Source organism: Paracoccus gahaiensis (genome assembly GCF_005048225.1).
GTDB classification, from domain to species: domain Bacteria; phylum Pseudomonadota; class Alphaproteobacteria; order Rhodobacterales; family Rhodobacteraceae; genus Paracoccus; species Paracoccus gahaiensis.
Genome location: NZ_SUNI01000001.1, coordinates 174,751 through 195,498 on the forward strand (window position 1 = coordinate 174,751; position 20,748 = coordinate 195,498).

Annotated in this window: 19 protein-coding genes and 3 tRNA genes; 14 read left to right on the forward strand and 8 right to left on the reverse strand. The window is 67.7% G+C overall.

The annotated features are described in order from the left end of the window. Position 1: 1 nt before the first annotated feature. The 4 genes from FA743_RS00880 to tyrS form a co-directional block, all read right to left on the reverse strand. Entirely contained in the window at positions 2-184 is a 183-nt protein-coding gene (locus FA743_RS00880; RefSeq protein WP_136884002.1) for a helix-turn-helix transcriptional regulator, read from the reverse strand. Between the two features lie 543 nt (positions 185-727). Next, the gene (locus FA743_RS00885) at positions 728-1,876 is read right to left on the reverse strand and encodes a tyrosine-type recombinase/integrase (protein WP_246054760.1); all 1,149 of its coding nucleotides are present in this window, start codon (positions 1,874-1,876) and stop codon (positions 728-730) included. A 509-nt stretch (positions 1,877-2,385) separates the two neighbouring features. Beyond that, a complete protein-coding gene (locus FA743_RS20195; protein ID WP_169308725.1) occupies positions 2,386-2,538 on the reverse strand; it encodes a hypothetical protein in 153 nt (50 codons plus the stop codon). Positions 2,539-2,662: 124 nt separating this feature from the next. After that, positions 2,663-3,904, reverse strand: a complete 1,242-nt coding sequence (gene tyrS, locus FA743_RS00890; protein ID WP_136884004.1) for a tyrosine--tRNA ligase — start codon at positions 3,902-3,904, stop codon at positions 2,663-2,665. Positions 3,905-3,961: 57 nt separating this feature from the next. Between tyrS and FA743_RS00895 the strand changes: the two genes are divergently transcribed. The 5 genes from FA743_RS00895 (at position 3,962) to FA743_RS00915 (ending at position 7,490) form a co-directional block, all read left to right on the forward strand. Next, on the forward strand, positions 3,962-5,086 hold the full coding sequence (locus tag FA743_RS00895; protein WP_136884005.1) for an anhydro-N-acetylmuramic acid kinase: 1,125 nt from the start codon (positions 3,962-3,964) through the stop codon (positions 5,084-5,086). Positions 5,087-5,158: 72 nt separating this feature from the next. Then, the gene (locus tag FA743_RS00900) at positions 5,159-5,758 is read left to right on the forward strand and encodes a PRC-barrel domain-containing protein (RefSeq protein WP_136884006.1); all 600 of its coding nucleotides are present in this window, start codon (positions 5,159-5,161) and stop codon (positions 5,756-5,758) included. Between the two features lie 192 nt (positions 5,759-5,950). Next, positions 5,951-6,027, forward strand: a tRNA-Asp gene (locus tag FA743_RS00905). Between the two features lie 28 nt (positions 6,028-6,055). Then, a tRNA-Asp gene (locus tag FA743_RS00910) sits at positions 6,056-6,132 on the forward strand. A 101-nt stretch (positions 6,133-6,233) separates the two neighbouring features. Beyond that, complete coding sequence (locus FA743_RS00915; RefSeq protein WP_425467160.1) at positions 6,234-7,490, forward strand: glutamate-5-semialdehyde dehydrogenase; 1,257 nt, start codon at positions 6,234-6,236, stop codon at positions 7,488-7,490. Here the strand turns inward: FA743_RS00915 and FA743_RS00920 are convergent. Further along, positions 7,487-8,110, reverse strand: a complete 624-nt coding sequence (locus FA743_RS00920; protein WP_136884008.1) for a histidine phosphotransferase family protein — start codon at positions 8,108-8,110, stop codon at positions 7,487-7,489. The genes FA743_RS00915 and FA743_RS00920 overlap by 4 nt on opposite strands. Before the next feature lie 38 nt (positions 8,111-8,148). Here FA743_RS00920 and FA743_RS00925 point away from each other — a divergent pair, with 38 nt between their 5' ends. The 7 genes from FA743_RS00925 to FA743_RS00955 all read left to right on the forward strand — a co-directional run bounded on the left by FA743_RS00925 (position 8,149) and on the right by FA743_RS00955 (position 15,706). Further along, positions 8,149-8,328 carry a DUF3553 domain-containing protein gene (locus FA743_RS00925; protein ID WP_136884009.1) on the forward strand — a complete coding sequence of 60 codons (180 nt, stop codon included), beginning with the start codon at positions 8,149-8,151 and terminating at the stop codon, positions 8,326-8,328. A 126-nt stretch (positions 8,329-8,454) separates the two neighbouring features. Further along, positions 8,455-9,240, forward strand: coding sequence for an L-ornithine N(alpha)-acyltransferase (gene olsB / locus FA743_RS00930; RefSeq protein WP_136884010.1), 786 nt, complete (start codon positions 8,455-8,457; stop codon positions 9,238-9,240). A gap of 61 nt (positions 9,241-9,301) precedes the next feature. Then, entirely contained in the window at positions 9,302-10,162 is an 861-nt protein-coding gene (gene olsA / locus FA743_RS00935; RefSeq protein WP_136884011.1) for a lyso-ornithine lipid O-acyltransferase, read from the forward strand. 67 nt (positions 10,163-10,229) lie between these two features. Beyond that, complete coding sequence (locus FA743_RS00940) at positions 10,230-12,494, forward strand: adenosylcobalamin-dependent ribonucleoside-diphosphate reductase (protein WP_136884012.1); 2,265 nt, start codon at positions 10,230-10,232, stop codon at positions 12,492-12,494. 195 nt (positions 12,495-12,689) lie between these two features. Continuing rightward, a complete protein-coding gene (locus FA743_RS00945) occupies positions 12,690-13,535 on the forward strand; it encodes a Crp/Fnr family transcriptional regulator (RefSeq protein ID WP_169308726.1) in 846 nt (281 codons plus the stop codon). 81 nt (positions 13,536-13,616) lie between these two features. Further along, a complete protein-coding gene (locus FA743_RS00950) occupies positions 13,617-14,972 on the forward strand; it encodes a hypothetical protein (protein WP_246054761.1) in 1,356 nt (451 codons plus the stop codon). Positions 14,973-14,974: 2 nt separating this feature from the next. After that, on the forward strand, positions 14,975-15,706 hold the full coding sequence (locus tag FA743_RS00955) for a COG3904 family protein (protein ID WP_136884014.1): 732 nt from the start codon (positions 14,975-14,977) through the stop codon (positions 15,704-15,706). 127 nt (positions 15,707-15,833) lie between these two features. Here FA743_RS00955 and FA743_RS00960 read toward each other — a convergent pair. Together FA743_RS00960 and FA743_RS00965 are read right to left on the reverse strand one after the other, a co-directional pair. Further along, a tRNA-Leu gene (locus tag FA743_RS00960) sits at positions 15,834-15,918 on the reverse strand. 47 nt (positions 15,919-15,965) lie between these two features. Continuing rightward, positions 15,966-17,534 (reverse strand): NAD(P)H-hydrate dehydratase, encoded by a 1,569-nt coding sequence (locus FA743_RS00965; protein ID WP_136884015.1) that lies wholly within the window; start codon positions 17,532-17,534, stop codon positions 15,966-15,968. A 149-nt stretch (positions 17,535-17,683) separates the two neighbouring features. On the opposite strand from FA743_RS00965, the gene FA743_RS00970 reads away from it, so the two are divergent. Both FA743_RS00970 and glnA read left to right on the forward strand, forming a co-directional pair. Further along, on the forward strand, positions 17,684-18,022 hold the full coding sequence (locus FA743_RS00970) for a P-II family nitrogen regulator (RefSeq protein ID WP_111301053.1): 339 nt from the start codon (positions 17,684-17,686) through the stop codon (positions 18,020-18,022). A gap of 76 nt (positions 18,023-18,098) precedes the next feature. Next, the gene (gene glnA / locus FA743_RS00975; protein ID WP_136884016.1) at positions 18,099-19,505 is read left to right on the forward strand and encodes a type I glutamate--ammonia ligase; all 1,407 of its coding nucleotides are present in this window, start codon (positions 18,099-18,101) and stop codon (positions 19,503-19,505) included. Positions 19,506-19,628: 123 nt separating this feature from the next. On the opposite strand, the gene FA743_RS00980 is transcribed toward glnA, so the two are convergent. Next, a complete protein-coding gene (locus FA743_RS00980) occupies positions 19,629-20,696 on the reverse strand; it encodes an alkene reductase (RefSeq protein WP_136884017.1) in 1,068 nt (355 codons plus the stop codon). Positions 20,697-20,748 lie beyond the last annotated feature (52 nt).

Consider the following 20,748-nt stretch of genomic DNA (forward strand, 5'->3'; position numbering starts at 1 on the left):
CTCATGCCGCGACCGGACGGGATTCAATCCATTCAGAGATATCAGCAATACGCCAGGCTACGGCACGGGCGCCCAGCTTGATCGGCTTGGGGAACTCGCCTCGGCTCATTTTCGCGTAAATGGTGGACGTGCTCATCCCGGTCAGATCTTTGACATCAGGCAGGCGGAGAAGTTTGGCAGGCATTGGCTATTCCCTTCAGAGGCGCAAGCGCCATCGTGCCGCGAATGCGGCGCTGATATGACCGTGGACAAGGCATCCACGGAACGTGTAAGAAGGGGTTGGAAGTGGCTCGCAAAGTTCTTCCAACCAAACCCGCAGCACCTTTTGTGGTAGATTGGTGCTGCGGGCGTCCCTAAGTCTTGGGCCTTCTATTAAGAATCTACTCCTTGCTGCGTAACCTCGCAACGAACAGTATAGGGTTGACAGGCTATCTATGCTTGTCGTTTCCGACCCGTTAGTTTGCAGACCTTGTTGGCGCTGCCTGTCATGGGTGTATTTCTCAACTGGTGTCTTCTTGGTAAGACCTACTGATTCTTGCACAAACTCACAAGATATTCGCGCGCAGGCTTCCAGCGTCCTGATGAGCATTCGGGAGGTCAGATCCCTTTAAATCACTGCGCAATAGAACGAATTAATTGCGTGGCACCCTGACGGAACTGCGCCCATCCACGAGAAGTGCGCGCTCTAGATATCGACTATTGCGACGCGTATGACGGCATCATGGCGTCAATGCGCCAGATACACTGCCCAAGCCTCGCCCAGCGCGCGGCGCTTCTCCATCAGATCCGACCTTGCATAAGCAGCTTCGGCTTTGTCCTTGATCGTATGTGCTAGTGCGGCTTCGGCCACTTCGCGCGGGAACGTGGTCTTTTCCTGCGTCCAGGTGCGGAAGCTCGTTCTGAAGCCGTGGATGTCGATGTCGTAGCCGTTCTCTCGCACAAGCTTCAGAAGCGTGGCGTCCGACAGTGGCTTGCCCTTCACGGTGCCGGGGAAGATCAGCGCCTCGGGATCGTCGCTGTCGGATATCTCCTGTGCTTGACCAATTACCGTAACAGCCGCTGCGGAGAGGGGCACGCTGTGCGCCTTCTTGGCCTTCATCACCGACGCCGGGCGCGTCCATACAGGCCCTCCCTCGGCCTTCCAGTCGATCTGGCCCCACCGGGCAAGCCTGACCTCGCCCGATCGGCTGGCGGTCAGCACAAGCAGCCGGAAGGCCAGCTTGGTGACGATGCCGGCGCCGCTGTTCTCGATCGCCGCCATGCAGGTTGAAACCTCAGAGTAGGGCAGGGCCTTTCGATGCTCTTTCTCTTGCCGGTCCTTGGGCAGAGCCTGAGCGATTGCCATGGACGGATCGTCCTGTCGCCAGCCCTTCGCCACGGCCCACTTCATCACCGTGCCAATGCGCTGCCTCACGCGCTTGGCTGTCTCGCGCTTCTCGTTCCAGATCGGTGACAGGACAGCCAGAACGTCGCTGGTCGTCACGTCCCCGATCTTGGTCTTGCCCATCCGGGGGAAAGCGTATGTCTCCAGCGTGGCAATGAACTGCGCGGCGTGCTTCTTGTTGCGCCATGTCGGTTCGTGCAGCTGGTGGACCGTTCGTGCAGCTTCCTCGAAGGTCGGCACCGCTTCGGCTTCTTTGCGGGCCTGTAGCGGGTCCATGCCCTCGTACACTTGGCGCTTGTTTTCCAGAGCGACCTCGCGCGCCCGGGCGAGGGTCACCACCGGCGGGCTGCCAAGGCCGATCTCGCGACGCTTGCCCTTGACCATGATGCGCTGCATCCACGACCGGGCACCGCTTGGCTTCACAAGCAGGTATAGACCCAGGCCGCCGCCGTCGTGATACTTGCCCGGTGCCAAGGGCGATTTGACTTGCATCGCTGACAACCTTGCCGCGACTCTCCGGGTTGTGGTTTCCTGCATTCGACCCCCCAAACGTCCCCCCAGCCTGATCGAGAAGGTATGGGACATTATGAGAACGCGCAAGAAGAATAAACGCGCTAAACGCCTGCGATTGCTGGTGATTTAGGAAGTCCTGAGAACTAGTGAAACGATGCCTTTGCAGACTTCGTCTCCGCCATTATTTTCGAAACCCGCTCAACCCAAGCGCTCGGTTCGCTGCCTCCGGCCTTGAAGGATGGCCGCAAAGGGCCACGTTGACGCCAAGCAATCCGTGGGAGTGGGCCGGGGCGATCCCGTGTGCGGGGTGCAGTGCGACGCGAGCGGGCGCGGAGGCTCTGCGCAGGCCGGTGGTGTGGCCGGGTGCCGCCATCCGGGCGTCCGGGACCGAAGGCGCGATGGCGGTGCGGGTCTTACCCTCGCACGAAACCCGCGCATGAGAAAGGGGCCCTCGGGCCCCTTTGATCGATCGATGTCCGGTGCGGGGATCAGGCGGCCTTGCGGGCATCCAGTTCGCTGATCACGGGACGGGGCATCTCGTCGCGGGTGAAGTAGCTGTACATCTGGTCCAGCGCGGCATCGGCCTCGATGTTGCGCTTGCGGTCCGCAATGCTCAGCGGTCGGTTGGTGTCGGTCGGCATTGTCATTCTCCGGGTCAGGGATGTTTCGCTCCCACGGACCCTAGATATTGACTGCCCGGTCAAAATAAAACCGCCCTGACGTGGGGTCAGGGCGGGTGCAAGGCTGCCATGCAGCGACAGCAGGTCAGGCCAGTTGCAGCATCTGGTGCTTCTTGCGGCCGATCGAGATCTTGATGCCGCGCTCCAGCGCCACGGGGTCCAGCGCCATCTGCGGATCGGTGACGGCGATGTTGTCCGCGCGCAATCCGCCCTCGGCGATCAGGCGCTTGGCCTCCTTGCCGCTGGCGACCAGACCCGACTGGACCAGCGCCTGCGCGATGGTCACGCCCGGGGCAGTGTCGGCGGGCAGGCGCGCGATCTCCAGCTCGCCCCCCGCGCCGCCTTCCTCGAAGACCTCGCGGGCGGTGGCCTCGGCACGGGCGGCGGCCTCCGCGCCGTGCAGCAGGGTGGTGACCTCGTTTGCCAGCCGCGTCTTGGCCTCGTTGATCTCGGCCCCCTGCAGCGCGCCCATGCGCTCGCATTCCTCGACCGGCAGTTCGGTATAGAGCTTGAGGAAGCGGCCCACATCCGCGTCGGTGGTGTTGCGCCAGAACTGCCAGAACTCGTAGGGGCTCAGCATGTCCGCCGACAGCCACGTGGCGCCGCCCGCCGACTTGCCCATCTTGCGCCCGTCGCTGGTCGTCAGCAGCGGCGAGGTCAGGCCGAAGACCTGCGCATCGTCCACCCGGCGCGTCAGGTCGATGCCGTTGACGATGTTGCCCCACTGGTCCGACCCGCCCATCTGCAGCATGCAGCCGTGGCGGCGGTTCAGTTCGAGGAAGTCGTAGGCCTGCAGGATCATGTAGTTGAATTCCAGGAAGGACAGCGACTGCTCGCGGTCCAGCCGGGATTTCACGGATTCGAAGGACAGCATCCGGTTGACGCTGAAATGCCGCCCGATGTCGCGCAGGAAGGTCAGGTAGTTCAGCCCGTCCAGCCATTCGGCGTTGTTGAGCATGCTGGCCTTGCCGGGGCCGTAATCCAGGTAGCGGGCGAAGACCCGTCCCATCCCGTCGATGTTGGACTGGATCGCGGCATCGTCCAGCAGCGGGCGTTCGTCGCTGCGGAAGGACGGATCGCCCACCTTGGTGGTGCCGCCGCCCATCAGGGTCAGGGGGCGGTTGCCGGTCTTCTGGAACCAGCGCAGCATCATGATGTTCAGCAGATGGCCCACATGCAGGCTGGCCGCCGTCGCGTCATAGCCGATATAGGCCGTGACCGGCCCCGCCAGCAGCGCCTGATCCAGCGCGGCCAGGTCGGTGCAGTCGGCCAGATAGCCGCGTTCGGACATGATGTGCAGGAAGTCGGACTTGGGCTGGTGGGTCATGGGGTTCATCCTTCTGATGGGCCGCGCTATACAGTCTGGCGCCATAAAGGAAAAGCGATGATCCGGGCTTTGGGGATGATGTCGGGCACCTCGCTGGACGGGGTGGATGCGGCGCTGATCGAGACCGACGGCATCCGCATCGGTGGGTTCGGCGCCAGCGCCTTCCGGGCCTTCTCGGACAACGAATCGGCGGTGCTGCATGGGGGCTTGGGCCTCTGGCCCGACGCGCCCGCGGTGCCCGACGTGGCGCGGCTGGTCGAGGCCGCGCATGCCGATCTGGCGGCGAGCTTTCCCGATGCGCAGTTGATCGGGTTTCACGGCCAGACGCTGGCCCATGACCCGCGCGGGCGGGGCACCCATCAGGCGGGCGACGGCGCGACGCTGGCGCGCGCGACTGGGTGCCCGGTGGTCTGGGATTTCCGATCCGAGGATGTGCGGCAGGGCGGCGAGGGCGCGCCGCTGGTGCCGTTCTTCCATTGGGCCTGCGCCGAGTGGGCGGTGGGGCAGGGCGCGCTGCCCCCCGCGCCGGTGGCCTTCCTGAACCTGGGCGGGGTCGGCAACATCAGCTGGGTCGATCCGACCGCCCCATCCCCCGAGGCGCCGGGCGCCTGCCTGGCCTTCGACACGGGCCCCGCCAATGCGCCGCTGAACGACCTGATGCGCGCCCGCCGCCGCCAGTCCCGCGACGAGGGTGGCGCGCTGGCGGCGCAGGGCACCCCAGATGCGGCGATCGTGGCGGCCTTCCTGCAGGATCCGTGGTTCGCCCGGCCCGCGCCCAAATCCCTGGACCGCGACCATTTCGCGGACCTCTCGCAGGCGGTGGCGCGCTTGGGGGATGCCGATGCGGCGGCGACGCTGGTGGCGGCGCTGGCGGCCTCGGTCGCGGCGGCGCTGGACTGGCTGCCCTCCCCGCCGGCGCAGCTGCTGGTCTGCGGCGGGGGTCGGCACAACCGGGCGATCATGGCGGCCCTGACCCGCGCGCTGCCGATGCCGGTGACCCCGGTCGACAGCATCGGGCTGGACGGCGACATGCTGGAGGCGCAGGCCTTCGGATGGCTGGCGGTGCGGGTGCTGCGGGGGTTGCCGATCTCGGGGCCGATGACGACGGGGGTGCCGGACCCCGTCTGCGGCGGGCGCATCAGCCATCCTCGGGGCAGCCTCACGAAACTGTTTGGAACGTGACGGAGGGCGGGGCGTTGTGACGGTGAAGATGGCAGAAAGTGCCGTCAAAACCAAAGATTGAAAGAGATTCTTATGAAAACCCTTATGATGACGACCGCAGCCGCCCTGACCCTGAGCACCGCAGCCTTCGCTCAGACCGCCGCCCCGACCGAGCCGATGACCACCGAGACCATGCCGGCGGAAACGATGCCCGCCGAAACCATGCCGGCAGAGACCATGCCCGCAGACACGATGGCGACGGACCCGATGGCGACGGACGCGGCCATGGACCCGGCGATGGAAGAGGCCGTCGTGCCGATGTCGGACACCAACCCGGGCATCTCGGCCTCGTGGTTCCAGGACAAGGCGATCTACACGACGAACCAGCCCTCGACCACCGCATGGGACGACAATGCCGACTGGGGCACCGAGCTGCCGGGCGACTGGAACCAGATCGGTGAGGTCAGCGACGTCGTGCTGTCCGGCGACGGTCAGGTGATGGGCTACATCGTCGACATTGGTGGCTTCCTGGGTCTGGGCGAGCACACGGTCATGCTCAGCCCCGACGTGGCCAACCTGGTCGATTTCGACGCCAACGTGCTGTGGGGCGACGATACGGTCTTCGCCACCAACTACACGCAGGAAGAACTGGAAGCCCTGCCGGAAGTCGAGATGGACTATATTCTCGAGTGATCCTTGCCGGATCGGACGTAAGACGGGGTGCCCTTCGGGGCGCCCCGTTTTCGTTTGCGGGCGCCGGCGCGGGCCGTTTCGCGCCGCATGTCGGATTTCTGTCAAAAACCCCGATGCTGCCCTTGACGGGGGTGCGACCCATGCGTAAACCCCGCCTCACCCCGGCGGGCGATCGTCCGGGGGATGAGTTGGGCGGTTGTAGCTCAGTTGGTTAGAGTACCGGCCTGTCACGCCGGGGGTCGCGGGTTCGAGCCCCGTCAACCGCGCCACAACTCATCATTCGCCCGAAGGAAATGCGCGGTTGTAGCTCAGTTGGTTAGAGTACCGGCCTGTCACGCCGGGGGTCGCGGGTTCGAGCCCCGTCAACCGCGCCATTTCCCTTCCCTCCCCCCTTCGCAGACCTTGGCATTCCCCTGACGGGGGAAAGTCGCTAAGACGGGCTCGATCTTGCGGTTCGGAGGATGTGATGACGGATATGGTTCAGGCCCGGCAGCTGATTGAGGCCCTTGGCACCGCCGCCCGCGCGGCGGCCACCCAGCTGGCGCAGGCCCCGGCCCCGGTCAAGACGGCGGCCCTGATGGCCGCCGCGCAGGCCGTCACCGACCAGACCCCCGCGATCCTCGCCGCCAATGCCCGCGATCTGGACATGGCCCGGCAGAAGGGCCTGTCTGGGGCGATGCTGGACCGGCTGGCCTTGGATGCGGCCCGGATCGAGGCCATCGCGCAGGGCCTGCGCGAGGTGGCCGCACAGCCCGATCCGGTGGGGCAGGTGATCGCCGAATGGGACCGTCCCTCGGGCATCCATATCCAGCGTGTGCGCACGCCCATCGGGGTGATCGGCGTCATCTATGAAAGCCGCCCCAATGTCACCGCCGATGCGGGCGCGCTGGCGCTGAAATCCGGCAATGCGGTGATCCTGCGCGGCGGCTCGGAAAGCCTGCAGTCCAGCGCGGCGATCCATGCCTGCATGGTCGAGGGGCTGCGCGCCGCCGGCCTGCCCGAGACGGCGATCCAGATGGTGCCCAATCGCGACCGCGCCTGCGTCAGCGCGATGTTGGGCGCGCAGGGGCTGATCGACGTGATCATCCCGCGCGGCGGCAAGGGGCTGGTGGGGCTGGTGCAATCCGAGGCCCGGGTGCCGGTCTTCGCGCATCTGGAAGGGATCTGCCACGTCTATGCCGACGGGGCCGCCGATCCCGACAAGGCGCGGCGGGTGATCCTGAACGCGAAGACCCGCCGCACGGGCGTCTGCGGGGCGGCGGAATGCCTGCTGATCGACCGCGCCTTCCACGCCCGCCACGGCGACATCCTGATCCGTGCCCTGCTGGAGGCGGGCGTCGAGGTCCGCGCCGAGGGCGAGCTGGCGCAGATCCCCGGCACCGTGCCCGCCACGCCCGAGGATTTCGGTCATGAGTTCCTGGACATGATCATCGCCGCGAAACTGGTGGACGGGGTGGATGGCGCCATCGCCCATATCCGCCGCCACGGCAGCCAGCACACCGAATCGATCCTGACCGAGGATGACGCCGTGGCCGCGCGGTTCTTCGTGGGCCTCGACAGCGCGATCCTGATGCGCAACGCCTCGACCCAGTTCGCCGATGGCGGCGAATTCGGCATGGGGGCCGAGATCGGCATCGCCACCGGCAAGATGCACGCGCGCGGCCCGGTGGGGGCCGAGCAGCTGACCAGCTTCAAGTATCTGGTCACCGGCGACGGCACGATCCGGCCCTAGAAGGCGATCTCTTCGCCAGTCATGTCGAAGCTGTGGCGCAACGGGCGGCCCTGCGCCCGGGCAGCCTCGGCCAGCAGGGGGAAATGCACCTCGGCCGCGGCAGGGCTGCGGGCCATGTCCCCGCCCAGCCAGGCCCAGAGGCAGGGGTCGATCCGGCTGCGCTCGCAAGCCGCCACCAGCCGCCAGCCCGGCGCAACATGCTGCACGGTCACCCGCCCACCCCAGGGCATGGCGGTTTCCAGACACATCAGCGCCAGCATCACCATGCGGATCTGCGGCCGGGCAAAATCGCCCGAGGCGTCCAGCGCGATCTGCAGCCGCCCCTGCGCGGCGATGCCCTTCAGCAGATCCGCCAGTTCCGCCTGCCCGATGCGCTGATCCTCCGAGGCCGTGCCGAAGGCCATGCGATAGGCCTGGATCCGCGCCCGCGCCGCCGTCACCGCGTCGACGATCAGCCGCAGTTCGGGCGAGCGCGACAGGCCGGGGAAATCGGGCGACATCTCCAGCAGCTCGACGCCGTTGCCGATGGCCCCCAGAGGCGAGACGAGATCGTGGCACAGCCGCGATCCCAGCAGGGCCGCCAGATCGCCCGGGGCGATGCGCGTTGTGTCATGTCCCATGAGCCGCTACCCTATGTCCGACACACGGAGGCATCGCGGTGAACGAAATCCTGGAACCCGGCATGATCGTGCGCCATCCCGGCGCGCCCGAATGGGGCGAGGGACAGGTCCAGTCCCGCATCGGCGACCGCATCACGGTCATGTTTCCCGAGGTCGGCAAGCAGGTGATCGACGGCCGCCGCGTGGCCTTACAGATCCTGCGATTCAACAGCATGTGAACTCCGCATAACATTTGTTCCTTGATGCAACCTTGGATTGCATGACGCAAGAGGTTCTTGGCGCTGCATGTTGCAATGGGCCCGGGGCTTTTCTAGACAGTGCCCAGTCCTGACCCCCGAGGCCCCGTGACCCGCGCCGACCCCGCCTTCTTCCAGATCCGTCTGGCGACCGATCCGCAGGATCTGCGGGCCGCACAGCGCCTGCGCTATCGGGTCTTCGTCGAGGAACTGGGCGGCACCGGCCCGCTGGTCGATCACGACGCGCGGCTGGAACGCGACGAGTTCGATCCGGTCGTCGACCATCTGTGCCTGATCGACACCCGCCGCGATCCGGCGGCGCTGGATCATGTCGTGGGCGTCTATCGCCTGCTGCGCAGCGATGTGGCGGCGCGCTTCGGGCGCTTCTATTGCGACGGCGAATACGATCTGGCGCCCCTGCGCGACAGCAGGCGGCCCCTGCTGGAGCTGGGGCGGTCCTGCGTCGATGCCGATCACCGGGGCGGGGCGGCGATGTTCCTGATGTGGAACGCGCTGGCCGATTACGTGCTGGATCACGGCATCCAGATCCTGTTCGGGGTGGCCAGCTTTCACGGCACCGACGCCTCGCTTCTGGCCCCCTCGCTGTCCTGGCTGCACCATCATCACCTGGCCCCCGAGGCGCTGCGCCCGCGCGCCCGCGCCCCGGGGTTCCAGACGATGGACCTGATCGCGCCCGAGCGGCTGGACCGGCGCGAGGCGATGGTCGCCATGCCGGCGCTGATCAAGGCCTATCTGCGGCTTGGCGGACAGGTGGGCCTGGGGGCCTTCACCGACCATGCCTTCAACACCACCGACGTGTTCCTGCTGATGGACACGGCGGCCATGTCGGCCAAGCACAAGCAGTTCTACGAAAGCCGCTGGCAGCCGTCATGAGCCCCCGCCGATGATGTCGATCCGATGACCCAGATGAGCCCGACCCGATGAGCCTGCCCCGATGAACCCGACCTGGCGCGAGGGCGCGCCGCCGCCGTTGCCTGGGCCGCAGGGCCTGCGCGAGTGGCAGCGGGTGCTGCGCCGCGCCGTGCCCGCCATTCTGGTCCTGCTGCTGGGCGTGGTGCTGATCCTGCCGCTGCGCGGGGTCGAGCGGCTGCTTCATGGCCGCCGCCGCCCCTGGACCGGCCCGCATGTGCAGATCGTCTGCCGTCTGGTGCTGGCCTGCCTGGGGATCGGCTGGCGGCGCGAGGGCGTGCCGCTGCGCGGCCCCGGCGCGGTGGTGGCCAACCATTCCAGCTGGCTGGACATCCTGGTCCTGAACGCGGCGCTGCCGGTCTTCTTCGTCAGCAAGGCCGAGGTCGCCTCGTGGCCGGGCATCAACATCCTGACCCGCGTGACCGACACGCATTTCGTCACCCGCGATCCGAAACTGGCCCGGGCGCAGGCCGCCGAATTCGCCGCCCGCCTGCGCGCCGGGCACCGGCTGCTGTTCTTCCCCGAGGGCACCTCGACCGATGGCCGCCGCGTGCTGCCTTTCAAGCCGACGCTGTTCCAGGGCTTTCTGGATGCGGATCTGCCGGGCGGTCTGGCGATCCAGCCGGTCTCGGCGCTTTATGTGGCGCCGCCGGGCGAGGATGCCCGATTCTACGGCTGGTGGGCGGACATGTCCCTGGGCCCGCATCTGCTGACCGTCCTTGCGGCAAAGCGACACGGCACTGTGACCGTCCGGCTTCACCCGCCGATTCCTGTCGCGGGGCATGACCGCAAAAGCCTTTCCGCGTTATGCCACAAGGCGATAATGCTGGATTTTCCAGCCGATGACACATCGAAGCACAGATTGCCTGTCAACCCTATATCTTGACTTGATTGGCATGATCTGACGCTATATCTGGTGTTAACTCTTGAAAAGCTGCCAAGGAATCTGCGTAATGACCCGCTTTGCTGTCCCTATTGCCGAACAGATCTGGAACATGAAGTACCGGATGAAGGATGCCGAGGGGCAGCCCGTCGATGCCTCGGTCGAGGACAGCTGGCGCCGCGTGGCCCGCGATCTGGCGCGCGTGGAAAACGACCCCGCGCTGTGGGAAGACCGGTTCTTTGCCGCGCTCGAGGATTTCAAGTACCTGCCCGCCGGCCGCATCCTGGCGGGCGCGGGGACGGGCCGCTCGGTCACGCTGTTCAACTGCTTCGTCATGGGCACCGTGCCCGACAGCATGGGCGGCATCTTCGACATGCTCAAGGAAGCCGCGCTGACCATGCAGCAGGGCGGCGGAATCGGCTATGACTTCTCGACCATCCGCCCGCGCGGCGCGGTGGTGAAGGGCGTGGCGGCGGATGCCTCGGGGCCCTTGTCCTTCATGGATGTCTGGGACGCGATGTGCCGCACGATCATGTCGGCGGGCTCGCGCCGCGGCGCCATGATGGCCACGATGCGCTGCGACCACCCCGATGTGGAGCAGTTCATCGAGGCCAAGCAGGACAGCGCCCGGCTGCGCATGTTCAACCTGTCCGTGCTGATCACCGACGATTTCATGGAGGCCGTCCGCGCCGATGGCCCGTGGGAGCTTAAGTTCGACGGGCGCGTCTATCGCACCGTGCAGGCGCTGGACCTGTGGAACCGGATCATGAAGGCGACCTACGATTTCGCCGAGCCGGGCGTGATCTTCATCGACCGGATCAACACTGCCAACAACCTGAACTATGTCGAGACCATCGCCGCGACCAACCCCTGCGGCGAGCAGCCCCTGCCGCCCTATGGCGCCTGCCTTCTCGGCTCGATCAACCTGGCGCGGCTGGTGACGGATCCCTTCACCGATGCGGCGCAGCTGGATCCGCAGGGTCTGGACGATCTGGTCCGCACCGCCGTGCGGATGATGGACAACGTCGTCGACGCGTCGAAATTTCCGCTGGAGGCGCAGGCCGAGGAGGCGCGCAACAAGCGCCGCATCGGTCTGGGCGTCACCGGCCTTGCCGACGCGCTGCTGATGCTGGGCCTGCGCTATGGCGCGGATGATGCGGTCGAGCAGACCCGCGTCTGGATGAAGGCCATCGCGCGCTCGGCCTATCTGGCCTCGGTCGATCTGGCCAAGGAAAAGGGCGCCTTCCCGCTGTTCGATGCCGAGAAGTACCTGGCATCCGGTTTCATGTCGAAGATGGACGAGGACGTGCGCGACGCGATCCGCGAGCATGGCATCCGCAACGCGCTGCTGACCTCGATCGCGCCCACCGGGACGATCAGCCTCTATGCGGGCAACGTGTCCTCGGGGATCGAGCCGGTCTTCGCCTATGCCTATACCCGCAAGGTCCTGCAGAAGGACGGAAGCCGCACCGAGGAAGAGGTCGTCGATTATGCCGTGCAGATGTGGCGCGACCTGAAGGGCGATGCTGAGCTGCCCGCCTATTTCGTGAACGCGCAGACCCTGGCGCCGCGCGACCACGTGGCCATGCAGGCGGCGGCGCAGGAATGGGTGGACAGCTCGATCTCCAAGACCATCAACTGCCCCGAGGATATCGGCTTCGAGGAATTCAAGGACGTCTACCTGGCCGCGTGGGATCTGGGCTGCAAGGGCTGCACCACCTATCGTCCGAACGCGGTCACCGGGTCCGTCCTGTCCGTCAGCGAGACGACCGAGAAGGCCCCCGAGGCCGACAAGGGCGCCGACGTGGTCTATCTGACCGAGCCGCTGGACCGTCCGGCGGCCCTGGAAGGTGCGACCTACAAGCTGAAATGGCCGGGCAGCGAGCACGCCATCTACATCACCATCAACGACATCGTGCAGGGCAACCACCGCCGCCCCTTCGAGATCTTCATCAACTCGAAGAACATGGAGCATTACGCCTGGACGGTGGCGCTGACGCGCATGGTCTCGGCCGTGTTCCGCCGCGGCGGCGACGTGTCCTTCGTGGTCGAGGAGCTGAAGGCGGTCTTCGATCCGCGCGGCGGGGCCTGGATGTCGGGGCGCTACGTGCCCTCGATCCTGGCGGCCATCGGCGGCGTCATCGAGCGCCATCTGGTCGAGACGGGCTTCATGGCGGGCGAGGGGCTGGGCCTGAAATCCGACCCCAAGGCCGAGGTCGTGGCGGTGGGCGAGGCCCCGCGCGGGCCCGCCTGCTCGGCCTGCGGTCAATACGGGATGCGCATGGTCGAGGGCTGCATGACCTGCCCCAGCTGCGGCCATTCCAAATGCGGATGACCGGCTGACAGGACGCACGGCGCGGCATCGGACGGGCGGGATCTTCGGGTCCCGCCCGTTCGCATGACACCTTCCCGACGCCGTCCCGCGCCGATGATTCGCGCGATCTTCGCCGCGCGGCGCGAAACCTCTCGTCAGGTTTCGTGGTTAGAGTGTATCATCGACAAAAGTGTCTCAGGTGAGGGGGTCTTGGACATGCAGCCGCCCCAGAGGGAGTCCGGATCGGGCAATGGCACGGAGTGGCTGTCGGTGCTGATCGCCGCGCAGCCCTCGCTGATCGCGGGGATGACGCTTGATGCCATGGCCGCAATGCTGGACGAGGCGCAGATCCTGCATCTGCGCCGCCCCCGGCAGGTCCTGCGCCAGGGAGAGACCGCCCGAAAGGGCTATCTGATCCTTCGCGGGCGGATCGAGGTCAGCTTCATCGACACCGACGGAAACCGGGTGCTGGCGCATCTGGCCGGGCCCGGCGAGGCCTTGGGCGAGGTCGAGCAGTTCTCGGGCCGGACCTGCGCGGCCAGTTGCACGACCCTGCCGGAGACGACCGTGATGGTCTTCGATGCCAATCTGATCCTGCGCCATCTGCCCGCGCCCCTGCTGCTGCGCAATCTGGCGGGCATCTTTCACGACCGGCTGGTCCGCGACACCCGGCAGCGCTCGGTGGCCCTGTTCTATGCCGCTGAGGACCGGGTCCGTATCCATCTTCTGTCCCTGACCTCGGTCGCGGCGCCCGAGGTCCGCCTCAGCCAGACCGAGCTTGCCGGGTTTGCCGGATGCTCGCGCCAGACGGTGAACAAGACGCTGTCGGCCCTGCGGGCCGAGGGGATCGTGCAGATGGGCCGGGGCGCCATCCGGGTGCTGGACCGCGCCCGGCTGGAGGGGACCCGTCCGCAGACCGTGAAGGGACTGCCCGACGAGGATCTCCGGTCGGTCCCGCCCGGGTCCGGTAGGCCCTCCGCACCCGGTCCGGTTCCCTCCGATCCGGTCATGGCCGATCCGGGCCGGCCGCACGGGGCCGGCCCCGGCATGCCGAAAGCGTGACCGCCGGCCCCGGTCCGGGGGGCTGAGATCGGTCGCGCTTTCGGCTTATCTGATGCCAGCATTTCAGCGACCGGAGACCGCATGGCCAATCCCGACCGACCCCAGCCCCCCCTGGCCGACGCCCCTCCCGCCTCCCCCGATCCGCGCGTTCCGGACCCGCGCGCCGGCCGCGCCGGCGACCGCTATGCCCGCGAGCTGGAGCGGCATCTGGACTGGCTGGACAGCTTCACCTCGACCGCGCTCGGCGTGCTGTCTGCGGCCTCGGGGATCTATACCTATCTGGGCGTGTGCACGCTGCTGGACGATCCCGGGCTGTGGACGACCTTCGCGGCGCTGGCCTATGCGATCGCCGTGTCGGTGGGCATCTTCGTCTTCTGGTCCTATCTGCTGCGGCTGCTGCCGGCGGTGCGCAGCGCGGCCTCGCGCGTGGGGCTGATGCTGACCATGGCGCTCGGCTCGGTGGCGATCATCGCGATGTCCTCCTGGCTGAACGCGGCGGCGCTGGCCGGGGGGGCGGCGGTGGAAACGCACATGGCCACCACGGTGCAGAACTATCAGACCTCGCTGGAACGGGCCCATGCCAATGCGGTGGCCGGGCAGGCCCTGTCGCGCGACGTGGCCCGGGTGCGGCAAAGTTTCCAGGACCTGTCCGAGCAGGAGGCGGGTGGCACCCTGTCGGGATTCTCCGGGCGCGGCGCGGTCTTTCGCGTCCTGACCCAGAAAAGCGCCGAATTGCAAGCGCTGGAGGAACAACTGGTCTCGACCCTGGGGCCTGTCGAGCAGACCTTTGCCCAAGGCAACACGATCCTGTCGCGGATGCGCGGCACCTCGGTCATGCCGGGACCGCTGGAGGATCGCACGGTCAGCTTCTCCGAGGATGCGGTCGAGCTGGCCGGGCTGATCACCCAGCTGCGCCAGCTGAACCCCGCGCCGCTGGTCAGCCGCGCGGCGCAGGATCTGGCCGATGCGGTGATCCTGCCGGAACTGGACGGCGCCACGGCGGCGACGCGGGCGGGGCAGTCCAGCACCATCGAGGCGGTGCTGACGCTGGTGGCGCAGCGGGCCCAGACCCTGACCACCGCCAGCGCCGAGGTGATGGCCCTGCCGCCGCCCGACGACGCGCTCTACACGCCGATGTCCGCGGCGGATGCGGTCATCGCCTATGCGGGGAATTTCGTGCCGGCCTGGGCGGGGGCGATCTCGATCGACCTTCTGCCGGCGGTGCTGGTCTTCATCATCATGGTCGTGCAGGCGGCGATCCGGTCGGGACGGGGCGAGGAGCACAGCGACGACCGCATGACCGTGGGCGAATTGCGCGCGGCGCTGGCCGCCTCCGAGATGCTGCGCCAGCACGAGGCGGTGTTCAGCCCGGCGCCCGGTGCGGTCGCGCCGGGTGGACCGCCCGTCCCGGGTGGGGATAGCGGGCGCGGGGTCTGAGGATGGGGCTCTTCTCCACGCCGGGCAAGGCGATCCGGGCGGTGCTGCTGTCCCAGGTGGCGATGGCCGCGGCCATCGTCGGGCTGGACGTGATGGGCGCCCCGGGCCGCGAGGCGCCGGGCCTCTATGCGCCACCCGCCGAGGGGCCGAACGTGCGGCCCTATCGCCCCGACCTGCGCGCCCCCGATCCCGCGCGTCCCGGCGCCCCCGCGATGCGCCCCATGCCCGAGGCGCTGGAGTTCGACGAGACCGAGGGCGCCATCCGCCTGAGCGGCCAGATCGCGCCCGGCGATGCCGACCGCTTCGCCGACTGGTTGGAGCGCACCCGCCCCGAAAGCCTGCGCGTGGCGCTGGACAGTTCGGGCGGCTCGGTCTCGGACGCGCTGGCGCTTGGACGGACGATCCGGACGGCGGGCTATGACACGGTGGTCGAGGACGGAGCGGTGTGCCTGTCGGCCTGTCCCTACATCCTGGCGGGCGGGGTCGCGCGGCAGGTGGCCGGGCAGGGCGTGGTGGGCGTGCACCAGCATTATTTCGGCCAGAGCACGATCCTGCCCGCCTTCATGGCCGTCAGCGACCTGCAGCGCGCCCAGGCCGGGGTGATGGACTATCTGGTGCAGATGGGGGTGGACCTGCGCCTGATGACCCATGCCCTGCGCACCCCGCCGGCCGAGATCAACGTGCTGGATGCGGATCTGATGGCCGAGCTGGGGCTGACGACCGGGGAGGGGTGAGGGATGCGCCTGTGGCTGGCGCCGCAGGGGGCGCTGCCCCCGTCGCGCAGGGCGCGACTCCCCCGGGATATTTGGGCCAAGATGAAAGGGCGGGGATCTTGAGAGGGCCTGCAGGCCTATCGGGAGGTGGTGCGGGTGGAGGGACTTGAACCCCCACGCCTTGCGGCGCCAGAACCTAAATCTGGTGCGTCTGCCAATTTCGCCACACCCGCATCGGCGCGTCTTCTAGCAAAGCCCGGGGGGCGGGGCGAGGGGAAAATCACCTCCCCAGTGATGGCGGCCATGCGGCGATCAGCGCGGGCAGCTGGTCGATCAGGTCGTCGGCGATCAGGCCGGGGCCGTGGCGCCGGGCGGCGGCTGCATGCAGGCGCATCCCGAGGCAGGCCGCCTCGAAGGCCGGCAGGCCGCGCGCCATCAGGCCGGTGATCAGGCCCGCCAGCACATCGCCCGATCCCGCCGTGGCAAGCCAGGGCAGGCCCATGTCGGAATGGATCGCGACCTGCCCGGCGGGCGCGGCGATCACCGTATCGGGGCCCTTCAGCATCAGGACGGCGCCGATCCTCTGGGCGGCCTGCCGGGCCGCCTCGGCGCGCGAGAGGCAGGGGGTGCTGCGCCCGTCCTCCTTCAGGGCACCGGCAAGGTCGGGGAAGAGGCGCGCGAACTCTCCGGCATGGGGGGTCAGGACGCAGTCCGGGGGCAGGGGCGCGGCGGGGCTGCGGGCCAGCGCTGTGAGCGCGTCGGCGTCCAGCACCAGGGGACGCCCCGCCGCCAGCGCCGCCGGCAGAAGGGCGGTCGCCCGGTCGATGCCGCAGCCCGGCCCCAGGCACAGCGCCAGGGGCCGGGGATCCTGAAGCGCCCCCGTCAGGTCGGCACCGGTCCCGATCGCGCGGCGCATCAGCGCATCGGGGGGCAGGGCATGTTCGGACAGGGCCTCGGCGGGCGGGCAGAGGGTCACCAGCCCCGCGCCGACCCGCAGGGCGGCGCGGGCGGCGAGGCGGGCCGCGCCGCCCTGCGCGGGGCCGCCCGCCACGATCAGCGCCGCGCCATGGGTGAACTTGTGGCCCTGCGCCAGATGCGTCTTGCGCAGCCAATCGCCCTCGGACGGGTCGGGGCGGGCGAAGCCCGGGCCGATGGCGACGGTCTGCGAGTGGCCTTGGGGGCGGATCTCGGCCAGCCCGATATCCGCGCAGATCAGATCGCCGCAGACCAGCGGGCCATGTTCCAGCAGATGGCCGGGCTTGGGGCTGTCGAAGGCCACGGTCAGCGTGGCCCGGGCGGCCCCGGCGGGCAGGGCGCCGCGCCCTTGGCCCAGAAGCACGCCGCAGTCGAGGCAGAGCCCGCTTGGCGCGTCCACGGCGACCAGTCGCCCCTGCAGGTCCGGATCCCCCAGGCGGTGCAGCAGGGCGGCGACCTCGCCCTCGGGCGGGCGCGACAGTCCGGTGCCGAAGATCGCGTCGACACACAGATCGGGCCGGGGGCCCGCGTCGAAGACCTGACGGGTCAGCGGCAGGACCGGGCCCTGCCAGGCGGCGCGGGCGGCGGCGGCATCCGTGCCCGGTGCCGGCTCCGCGCCCAGCAGGCGGACCGTCCAGCCGGCCCCCGCCAGGAGCCGGGCGATCACGAAGCCGTCGCCGCCATTGGCACCCGGACCGCAGAGCACCGTAACCCGCCGGGGCCTGGGCCAGCGCAGCCGGATCAGCCCGGCGACCGCCGCGCCGGCGCGGGTCATCAGCTGCAGCCCCGTGACCGCACCACTGCCCATTGCGGCGGATTCGATGGCGCGCATTTGGGCGGCTGTGACAATTTCGGTGCCGTGCAGCCTCGTCATTGTCTAATCCTTGTGCTAGATGTATAAATTATAGGCAGTTCGGCCCCGCAATCCGTTTGGGGTCTTCCAAGATCGCGGCTCTGCATTTACGCCATGCATCAAACGCGCCAATCAGACTTCAGGCAAGCCGCGAGGAAGGACCAAGTGCGATGAAGAAGATCGAGGCGATCATCAAGCCGTTCAAGCTGGACGATGTGAAGGAGGCGCTGCAAGAGGTCGGCGTGCAGGGTCTTTCCGTCACCGAGGTCAAGGGCTTCGGTCGTCAGAAGGGACATACCGAACTGTATCGCGGCGCGGAATACGTGGTCGACTTCCTGCCCAAGGTGAAGATCGAGATGGTGCTGCCCGACGACCAGGTCGAGGCCGCCATCGAGGCGATCGTCAGCGCCGCGCGGACCGAGAAGATCGGCGACGGCAAGATCTTCGTTCTGCCCGTCGAGCAGGCGATCCGCATCCGCACGGGCGAGACCGGCGACGACGCGGTCTGAACGCCTCCGGCACGTGAAACTCTCCGCACCCGGTCGGCCACGGCCACCGGGTCGCAACTGTGAAGAAAGGGAAGAGATGGAAATCAAGGACGTCTTGGAATTGCTCAAGGACGAGGATGTCGCCTATGTCGACGTCCGCTTTACCGATCCCAAGGGCAAGCTGCAGCACGTGACGCTGGACGTGGACCTGATCGACGAGGATTTCTTCGAGGAAGGCTTCATGTTCGACGGCAGCTCGATCGCGGGCTGGAAGTCGATCGACCAGTCGGACATGAAGCTGATCCCGGATCCCTCGTCGGTCTATATCGACCCGTTCTATGCCGAGAAGACGCTCTGCGTGCATTGCAACGTGGTCGAGCCGGACACGAACGAGCCCTATAGCCGCGACCCGCGTGGTACTGCCGCCAAGGCCGAGGCCTATCTGAAGGCGTCGGGCATCGGCGACGTGGCCTATTTCGGCCCCGAGGCCGAGTTCTTCATCTTCGACGACGTGCGCTATTCGGTGACGCCGCAGAAGGTGTCGTTCCAGATCGACGCGGCCGATGCCGCCTGGAACACCGACACCGAATACGAGATGGGCAATACCGGCCACCGCGCGGCCCACAAGGGCGGCTACTTCCCGGTGAACCCGGTCGATGCGGCGCAGGACATCCGGGGCGAGATGCTGTCCACGATGAAGCGCATGGGCATGAAGGTCGACAAGCACCACCACGAGGTTGCCAGCGCGCAGCACGAGCTGGGGCTGATCTTCGGCGGTCTGGTCGAGCAGGCCGACAACATCCAGAAGTACAAGTACGTCATCCACAACGTCGCCCATGCCTATGGCAAGTCGGTGACCTTCATGCCCAAGCCCATGAAGGGCGACAACGGCTCGGGGATGCATGTGAACATGTCGATCTGGAAGGACGGCAAGCCGGTCTTCGCGGGCGACAAGTATGCCGACCTGAGCCAGGAGGCGCTGTACTTCATCGGCGGCATCCTGCGCCACGCCAAGGCGCTGAACGCGCTGACCAACCCGGCGACCAACAGCTACAAGCGCCTGATCCCCGGCTTCGAGGCCCCCGTGCTGCGCGCCTATTCGGCCCGCAACCGCTCGGGCTGCGTCCGCATCCCGTGGACGGAAAGCCCCAAGGCCAAGCGCGTCGAGGCCCGCTTCCCGGACCCCGCCGCCAACCCCTATCTGGCCTTCGCGGCCCTCTTGATGGCCGGTCTGGACGGGATCAAGAACAAGATCGATCCGGGCCCGGCCTCGGACAAGGATCTCTACGACCTGCCTCCCGAAGAGCTGGCCGAGATCCCGACCGTCTGCGGGTCCCTGCGCGAGGCGCTGGAAGAGCTGGAGAAGGACATGGACTTCCTGCTGGCGGGCGACGTCTTCACCCGCGACCAGCTGGAGGGCTATATCGCCCTGAAATGGGAAGAGGTCTATGCCTACGAGCATACCCCCCATCCCATCGAATACGCGATGTACTACAGCTGCTGATCGGCCTTTCGGCGATCGGACAGGGGGGCGGCCGCAGGGCCGCCCCTTTTGCGTTTCCGGACCCGCGCCATGAAAAAGGCCGGGCAGATGCCCGGCCTTCGTCGTCCTGTCACATGGTCGGGATTACTCGGCCGCGACCTGTTCGGCGGTCGGATAGTCGACATAGCCCTCGGCGCCACCCGCGTAGAAGGTCGAGGGGTCCTGATCGTTCAGGGGCAGGCCCTTGCGGAACCGCTCGGGCAAGTCGGGCGTGGCGATGAAGTCGCGCCCGAAGGCCACGGCATCGGCCTTGTCGCCGGCCAGCAGCTCGGTCGCGCTGTCGAAGGTCAGGCCCTCGTTGGCGATGACCGGGCCGCCGAAGGCGTCGCGGATCTCGCCCATCAGGCTGTCGGGGCCGGGATGTTCGCGCAGGCACAGGAAGGCCACGCCGCGGTCGCGCATCTGGCGCGCGACATGGGTGAACAGCGCCTTCGGATCGCTGTCGCCGATGTCATGGCTGTCGCCCCGCGGCGCCAGATGGACGCCGACGCGGTCCGCGCCCCAGACCCCGATGACCGCATCCGCGATCTCGTTCAGGAACCGCACCCGGTTCTCGATGCCGCCGCCATACTGGTCGGTACGGGTGTTGCTGCGGTCCTGCAGGAACTGGTCGATCAGATAGCCGTTCGCGGCATGGATCTCGACCCCGTCGAAGCCGGCGCGGCGGGCATTCTCGGCGCCCTTGCGGAAGGCCTCGACGACGCCGGGGATCTCGTCGGTGGTCAGGGCGCGCGGGGTGACGTAGTCGCGCATCGGGCGCAGCAGGCTGACATGGCCGGCCGGCTGGATGGACGAGGGCGCCACGGGCAGCTGACCGCCCAGCAATTGCGGATCCGAGATGCGGCCCACATGCCACAATTGCAGGAAGATCAGGCCGCCGCGCTCGTGCACGGCCTGGGTGACCTTGGACCATCCGGCGACCTGTTCGTCGCTCCAGATGCCGGGCGTTGCCTCGTAGCCCACGCCCATCGGGGTGACGCTGGTCGCCTCGGACAGGATCATCCCGGCGCCGGCGCGCTGGCGGTAATAGTCGACCATCAGGTCGTTGGGAATCCGGGCCTCGCCGGAACGGCTGCGGGTCAGGGGTGCCATGACGATGCGGTTGCGCAGGGTCACGGCGCCCAGGGTCACGGGGTCGAACATCGAGGACATGCTGCCCTCCTTTCAATGAGGTTGTCGTCGGGCCCGTCGGGGCCTCAGGGGC

Coding starts and splice junctions, on each gene's coding strand:
- FA743_RS00950 (WP_246054761.1), top strand. CDS start 13,617: ATGGCCAATCCCGACCGACCCCAGCCCCCCCTGGCCGACGCCCCTCCC.
- FA743_RS00955 (WP_136884014.1), top strand. CDS start 14,975: ATGGGGCTCTTCTCCACGCCGGGCAAGGCGATCCGGGCGGTGCTGCTG.
- glnA (WP_136884016.1), top strand. CDS start 18,099: ATGGAAATCAAGGACGTCTTGGAATTGCTCAAGGACGAGGATGTCGCC.
- FA743_RS20195 (WP_169308725.1), bottom strand. CDS start 2,538: ATGCCGACCGACACCAACCGACCGCTGAGCATTGCGGACCGCAAGCGC.
- FA743_RS00915 (WP_425467160.1), top strand. CDS start 6,234: ATGGTTCAGGCCCGGCAGCTGATTGAGGCCCTTGGCACCGCCGCCCGC.
- FA743_RS00920 (WP_136884008.1), bottom strand. CDS start 8,110: ATGGGACATGACACAACGCGCATCGCCCCGGGCGATCTGGCGGCCCTG.
- tyrS (WP_136884004.1), bottom strand. CDS start 3,904: ATGACCCACCAGCCCAAGTCCGACTTCCTGCACATCATGTCCGAACGC.
- FA743_RS00945 (WP_169308726.1), top strand. CDS start 12,690: ATGCAGCCGCCCCAGAGGGAGTCCGGATCGGGCAATGGCACGGAGTGG.
- FA743_RS00880 (WP_136884002.1), bottom strand. CDS start 184: ATGCCTGCCAAACTTCTCCGCCTGCCTGATGTCAAAGATCTGACCGGG.
- FA743_RS00895 (WP_136884005.1), top strand. CDS start 3,962: ATGATCCGGGCTTTGGGGATGATGTCGGGCACCTCGCTGGACGGGGTG.
- olsA (WP_136884011.1), top strand. CDS start 9,302: ATGAACCCGACCTGGCGCGAGGGCGCGCCGCCGCCGTTGCCTGGGCCG.
- FA743_RS00940 (WP_136884012.1), top strand. CDS start 10,230: ATGACCCGCTTTGCTGTCCCTATTGCCGAACAGATCTGGAACATGAAG.
- FA743_RS00885 (WP_246054760.1), bottom strand. CDS start 1,876: ATGCAAGTCAAATCGCCCTTGGCACCGGGCAAGTATCACGACGGCGGC.
- FA743_RS00980 (WP_136884017.1), bottom strand. CDS start 20,696: ATGTCCTCGATGTTCGACCCCGTGACCCTGGGCGCCGTGACCCTGCGC.
- FA743_RS00900 (WP_136884006.1), top strand. CDS start 5,159: ATGAAAACCCTTATGATGACGACCGCAGCCGCCCTGACCCTGAGCACC.
- FA743_RS00970 (WP_111301053.1), top strand. CDS start 17,684: ATGAAGAAGATCGAGGCGATCATCAAGCCGTTCAAGCTGGACGATGTG.
- FA743_RS00965 (WP_136884015.1), bottom strand. CDS start 17,534: ATGACGAGGCTGCACGGCACCGAAATTGTCACAGCCGCCCAAATGCGC.